The sequence below is a fragment of the Parafrankia sp. FMc2 genome (genome assembly GCF_041008525.1).
Classification (GTDB): Bacteria; Actinomycetota; Actinomycetes; order Frankiales; family Frankiaceae; genus Parafrankia.
Window position 1 is genome coordinate 1 of sequence record NZ_JBFLUG010000250.1, and the last position, 5,786, is coordinate 5,786.

Sequence of the window (5,786 nt, forward strand, 5' to 3'; positions counted from 1 at the left end):
CGGTTCGATCAGTTCCCACTCGCCGTCGGTCAGGTCGCCACGGGTCATACAACCGTGCTACCAGCTGGAGCACCCGAACACGAAAGACGACCATCCCGCCTGTGATCCGGACCCGGAACAGGCCCTAACCGGCCCGCACCTCACCGGGCTTCCCGACGCGGGCCTGTGTCACGGCCTCGCCGGCGTCTACCAGGCCGCGACCCGCGCCGCCTCCGACGCCATCACCCCCAGTGTCGGCGCCCACCTGCCCGCACTCGCCGCCGCCCTCACCGCGCGGACGAGCACCACCGACGGATCCACCGCGCTGCTCACCGGCACCACGGGCGTCCAGCTCGTGCCGTCCAGCTCGTGCTCGAGACCGCCCGCCGCGCCGCCCTGCCTCTGTCCGGATGGGACCCATGCCTGCTGCTGTGCTGACCACGCCGACCGCCGGGCGGGTCACCGACTCCGTCCGCGCTCTTCTAACCGGACATGACATCGCCGTCGCCGCGGCCGAGGCGGGCCACGATGGCACCAGGTGCACGTCCGTCCCGCCGGGGACCACCCCGCCGACCGCACTGCGGCGACCCTTGTCGGCCCCCACCTCGACGCACTCGTGGCAGGCGGCGCGGCGTCCGGCTGGTGGCATATGAACAAGCCGCCCGGCTGGCGGATACGCCTCCTCGACGCCGACACGGACGCGGTCCACCAGCTGCTCGACGACCTGACCGTCGCCGGGGCCGTCGCCGGGTGGAGACCGGCCATCTACGAGCCGGAAACGGCGGCGTTCGGCGGCGACGTCGGCATGGGTATCGCCCACGCACTCTTCTGCGCCGACTCCGCCGGAGTCCTCACCTTCCTCCGCCACGAGAACCCGCCACTGGGCCACCGCGAGCTGTCGGTCCTGTTGATCAGTTCCATGTGCGCCGCCGCCGGCCTCGACTGGTACGAACGCGGCGACGTCTTCACCCGCATCGCCGCAATGCGCCCCAACCCATCCCCATCCCCGGTGCGGACCACCCTCACCGCCCAGCTCCGCGCCCTGCTCGCCGCGCCTACCCAGAAGGGATCACCACTGTTCGCCCCCAACGGGCCGGCCGCGTTCGCCGCTCCCTGGCGTGACGCCTTCGAGACCGCAGGCGAGCGCCTCGCCGTGGCAGCTTCCGCCGGCACCCTGACCCGAGGCCTGCGCGCCGTCCTCGCCCACACAGTGATCTTCCGCTGGAACAGGCTCGGCCTGCCCGCCACCACGCAGGCTGTCCTCACCCACGCGGCGGCCCGCGTGTGCCTGCCCGAGGACTGACCATGGACGACGCTCCACCTGCGCAACGACGGGCCCGGCACCTCGGCTCGGTCGACGGGCGGCGTGCCCACTCCCCGGCTCTGTCCGATCGACGAAGATGACCGGCACCGTGACCAGACGAGGAGGCCAGGGCCTGCTGGTCTCGGGTGACGGCCTGGCGCAGGCCCCCACCGGGGAACCAGCAGGCCCTGGCCGGTTCAGGTGCCCGTGCCCGCGGGAGTCAGGACCCGACTGAAGACTCGGTGTAGTCGTCGCCGTCGAGCTTTCCGCCCGAGGGTATGGCTGCGCTCGGTGACCATTCGCTGACGCCACAGGGAACCTCCAGGCGTCGTTCGGCGTCGCTGACGACGTCGCCCAGCAAGCAATTTCTGCCGCCCCGCGAACCGGCCGGTGGTTATGCCACCGAGAACGAGCTATCCCGGCAGTAGAGTCGACCTTCAACCATGGGTTCGATCTACTTTGAGTGAGGGGGCTCATCGGGTGTGGGGTTCCGCGAGACAACTGGATAACTACTTGGGGGGTCGCCTCAAGCCTGCGCTGGACGATCTGGCGAGGATGGATCCGGATGCCCTACTCAATGAGAACATAGACGTCATCGTGGCTGCGCTGCTCGGCAAGTACATGCCGAACAAGATCATCGTCGACTGGGATGGTGCCACTCGGAGTTCCGTCATGGAGGTGACGACTCAAGTTCGAGACCAGTTCTACGGCGACAAGATCCACACGGTGCCGGCGAGTAAGATTGTTGTCTCGTTTCCGATCTCTGGCACAGCTGAGATGTTGGACTACCGAGCCTCGACTTTCAGCATGAGCGGGGAGTACGGAAAGGTCGCTGGCGGAGCCGTTGTCGTGGAAGTCGTCGACCGGACCCTCACTACGGCAGTGATCCAAGAACAGATCAAGCAGGTGAGAAAAAACATCGACCAGCGGGTCGACTGGGCCAACGCGGACCTTGCCAGATTCTATGCGACTGCCGACCAGGCCATCCGTAGCGCCCACGCGAGCCGCAAACAACGCGTCCTCAACGACCGCGCAGTTGAAGAATCTCTCGGCATCCCAGTGCGTACCTCGGCAGCGCCGCGCCCACCGGTTACCGCCCATCGCAAACAGGTGGCTCTTCAGGTGCGTAAGGAACAGTCGAAGTTCGTGCCGGAGCCAGTCCTCGCGGATGCGGTCTACCAAGACATACTGGAAGTCGTCCGGTCGTGGGCCAACACGCTGGAACGGTCACCGAGGACGGCCGGTAAACTCGACGAGGAGGAGCTGAGGGATCTTCTACTCGGCACACTCAACGGTTACTGGAAGGGTGCGGCTGGCGGCGAACTGTTCAACGGTGACGGAAAGACCGATATCCTGATTCGCGAGGGAGATCGCAACGCTTTCATCGCAGAATGCAAAATCTGGCGCGGCCCCAAAGGCGTAGCCGGCGCGCTGAATCAGCTTCTGAGCTATCTCGTGTGGCGTGACAGCAAGGCCGCCCTCGTCATGTTCATCAAGACCGCTGATCCAGCGGCCACGATCGATAAGCTTCATGTCGCCGTGCAAGCGCACGGAAGTTACGTCCTCACGAAGGATGCAGCGAACCCAGGCAGCCGCGTGGACTATATCGTCGCCGCCGACGATGAAGGGCGCTGCGTCTCGCTTGCTGTTCTACCTGTCATCATTCGCGCAGAGGAATCGTAACGCTGCCCTGCGATATCGTACTCGCCAACTGGGCCGACTATCCGAGCTCAAGTACCACACGCACCCATCGGATTTTTGGATCTTCTTCGCGTGACGGTAAAATCGGCGGTATTTGCGCGATCCTGGCGACCATCCTGTCATCAGGGAATCGTGTCAACACGTCGGAATACAGACGGAACATCTAGTAACATCTAGCCGTGGCTAGAACACTCGATCCCCCGGATTTCGAGCTCAGCATCGAACTCAACCCTGACGCTCCGGCCGAGCTGCAGGGCATCGGAACTTCATATTGGGAGTTGGATGGCCTCGATCCCGAAACCGGTGACCCGGTGTGGACTCACCGAACACGGGATCTTGATTTCAAAGTATGGTCTGGCACGGCCCACTACGCAGCTGCTGCGGCTGTCACAGCAACAGTCCTGGAGTACTTCTGCACATCGTGTGGCGGCGAGTTGACCCTGACCTCACGTCAGGCGCTCACTCATGTGAGACAGGGAAAAAATATCGATTGCCGATCTTGCAGTGCGGCCGTAGAAGACCAAGCGGCGAAGGTCCTGAGCCCGAAGGCATCTAAGGAACGTGCTCGTCGACTATCCGAGCAGGAATCGGTGCGACTGGCCGAAGAGGAAAAGCGCAAGCTTGAACTGGGCCGACGCGAGGCAATCGTCGAACGCTACCCGGTTGAGAACAGTAGCAGTGAGCACCTGATCGACCAGGCGTCGATTTTGGCGAAGGTGGGTGCGCTCGCAGTACTGCATGCCGTCGGAGACAGCGGCGGACTGATCTATCCAATAGACTTTAACGATGATTCCATAGGTCCTGATCAATCCATCAGTAGCGAGCTTTTTATGGCGGCGTGGAACGCGAATCTCCTCCAAATTCATCCGACCTCGCCGTCGGGCGCCTTCGTCTGGGAGGAGGATGTTAAGCTCGGCGGCGGCGTTTACATCCATAAGGCACGGTTTTTTCTCCCGGAACGGGCACTCTCGAACAGCGCATCGAGGAGTTCGCCGCCTCTCTTCGTGCCTGGCTCGACCTGGCCGGTATGTGGTCGACGGAACGCGCTGAACTGGCCGAGCTGGCTCGGCGTATCATCGCGGCGGAAGCCGGCCGTTACTTCGTTTATTTGCTCCGCGAACACAGGCTGCCGGATCTGACGGAAAAGCACGAAGAGGCTCTCCGGACAACGACGATGCGCGGCGCATCGCTGTTCCCGATCGGCCATCTGTATCGGATGGCGTGGTCATCTGCGCGCGACGCATCCAGCGCCTACCAGCGCAACGCTGGGATGCCAAAAGAAAATGCAATCACTCACGGACTGAAGCAGTTTGAACGCTGGGTTCAGCGGGCCTCCGAGGACCCTGCTGTACTTGGGAAAACTTTCAGTGAAGATAGAAATAAGGTACCACTCTCGGCGGCCACTGGAGTCATCTTTCGTGCGATCATGGGTCTCGACCCGATGAGCGCCGGCCCTGTCGAGATCGCTAAAGTACTGAAAGAGTCTCCGGACGATGAACTTCGCCTGGCTTGCGACAACGGCATTCCGGAGCGCCACGAGCTCATGGAGTGGATCCGGACATCGACCGAGGCATGGGAAAGCGGAAAATTTCGGCGGATACTAGCCGTCCTCGAGGACTGGGAGCCAGGCCTCTGCGCGCCATCCTGTGCCCACGAACGAGTCGGCCAAATCGCCCGCGAGAGCGGCCGTTTTTATGACCGCGCTGTCTCTCGCGTCGCCGAAAGAGACGCGGCCATCCTCACCGCGGAAGCAACGGCGATCGCAAACGCTTGGCAGGACGGGGTGCGGGCGGGCGATGCTTTGCTTGCGGAGGTTGTCCGGCGTCTTCAATCTGGCGCATCGAGTGAATCCTGATTGACGGGAGCCGTACCTTCGTTCTGGTGGGAGCGTTTTCCCCCAGCCGAGGGGGCTGAGGGGGATTCGCCGCGTGTACCTGAGCCACGCGCCGCTGACGGCCTGTTGCTCGTGCTGGGATGGGCATGCACACCATGTCCGGGCAGTAGAGCGCGTCCTCGCGAGTGGTCCGTGCTGCTCACAGCCCCAGGCGGGTGGCGGCGTTGTCGTCCCAGAGGGTGCCGTCCGCGCGGTAACGGTCCATGGTGGTGCGGGATTTCCAGCGGCCCTGGCGCATGACGGCGGGTTCGGGGACGCCGTGGGCGTAGGCCTCGGTGGCGAAGCCGCGGCGGGTGGAGTGGCCGGCGAAGCGGCCGGTGAGGCCGGCGGCGGTGGCGCGGCGGGCGAGGATGTCGGCGACGGCGCGGTCGGACAGGCGGCGGTCGGCGAGGTGGCCATGGCGGTTGATGCCGCGGAACGCCGGGCCGTCGGTGAGGCCGGCGGCGCCGGTCCAGGCGCGCCAGGCGCGGACGGGGCAGGTCGGCAGGTGGGAGCCGTAGGGCAGGCCGAGCAGGGCGCCGGCGCCGTCCTGGTCGGTTTTGGAGCGGCGGATGTGCAGGCGCAGGCCGTGGTCGTCTTCGGGGAGGTCGGTGACGTCGAGGGCGACGAGTTCGCTGCGGCGCAAGGCGCCGGCGAAGGCGATGAGCAGCAGGGCGCGGTCGCGCAGGTCTGCCAGCCGCGGCGCCGCCGGCCCGCCGAGGTCCATCGCGTCGATCATGGCGCGGATGTCGCGGGTGCGCGCGGGGGTGACCTGGGCGGGGGCGACGGTGTAGGTGCGGCGGATGCCGTTCCAGACCGCGACGACCTCGGGGGCACGGGTGGGTGGTGGGTCGATGCCGGCGGCGAGGTGGGCGACGGACAGGGCAGCGAGGCGGCGGCCGAGGGTGGAGACCGCGAGGGCGCCGGGGG

At 65.3% G+C, this 5,786-nt stretch carries 5 protein-coding genes and 1 pseudogene; 5 read left to right on the forward strand and 1 reads right to left on the reverse strand.

The window, feature by feature from the left end; translation table 11 throughout:
- From AB1460_RS35325 to AB1460_RS35345, 5 genes and pseudogenes are all read left to right on the forward strand, one after another.
- Positions 1–475: pseudogene (locus tag AB1460_RS35325) on the forward strand (hypothetical protein); the annotation flags it as partial.
- A gap of 42 nt (positions 476–517) precedes the next feature.
- Positions 518–1,282, forward strand: coding sequence for a thiopeptide-type bacteriocin biosynthesis protein (locus AB1460_RS35330; RefSeq protein ID WP_368966750.1), 765 nt, complete (start codon positions 518–520; stop codon positions 1,280–1,282).
- 555 nt (positions 1,283–1,837) lie between these two features.
- Positions 1,838–2,965, forward strand: a complete 1,128-nt coding sequence (locus AB1460_RS35335; protein ID WP_368966752.1) for a hypothetical protein — start codon at positions 1,838–1,840, stop codon at positions 2,963–2,965.
- 197 nt (positions 2,966–3,162) lie between these two features.
- Positions 3,163–4,122 carry a hypothetical protein gene (locus AB1460_RS35340; protein WP_368966754.1) on the forward strand — a complete coding sequence of 320 codons (960 nt, stop codon included), beginning with the start codon at positions 3,163–3,165 and terminating at the stop codon, positions 4,120–4,122.
- 35 nt (positions 4,123–4,157) lie between these two features.
- On the forward strand, positions 4,158–4,838 hold the full coding sequence (locus tag AB1460_RS35345; RefSeq protein ID WP_368966756.1) for a hypothetical protein: 681 nt from the start codon (positions 4,158–4,160) through the stop codon (positions 4,836–4,838).
- 178 nt (positions 4,839–5,016) lie between these two features.
- Here the strand turns inward: AB1460_RS35345 and AB1460_RS35350 are convergent.
- Positions 5,017–5,786 (reverse strand): tyrosine-type recombinase/integrase (locus tag AB1460_RS35350; protein ID WP_368966758.1); only part of this gene is annotated, 770 nt, incomplete at its 5' end.

Bases quoted from the DNA above. Each gene is read 5' to 3' on its own strand.
- AB1460_RS35335 (WP_368966752.1), top strand. From the start codon at position 1,838: ATGGATCCGGATGCCCTACTCAATGAGAACATAGACGTCATCGTGGCT.
- AB1460_RS35345 (WP_368966756.1), top strand. From the start codon at position 4,158: ATGCGCGGCGCATCGCTGTTCCCGATCGGCCATCTGTATCGGATGGCG.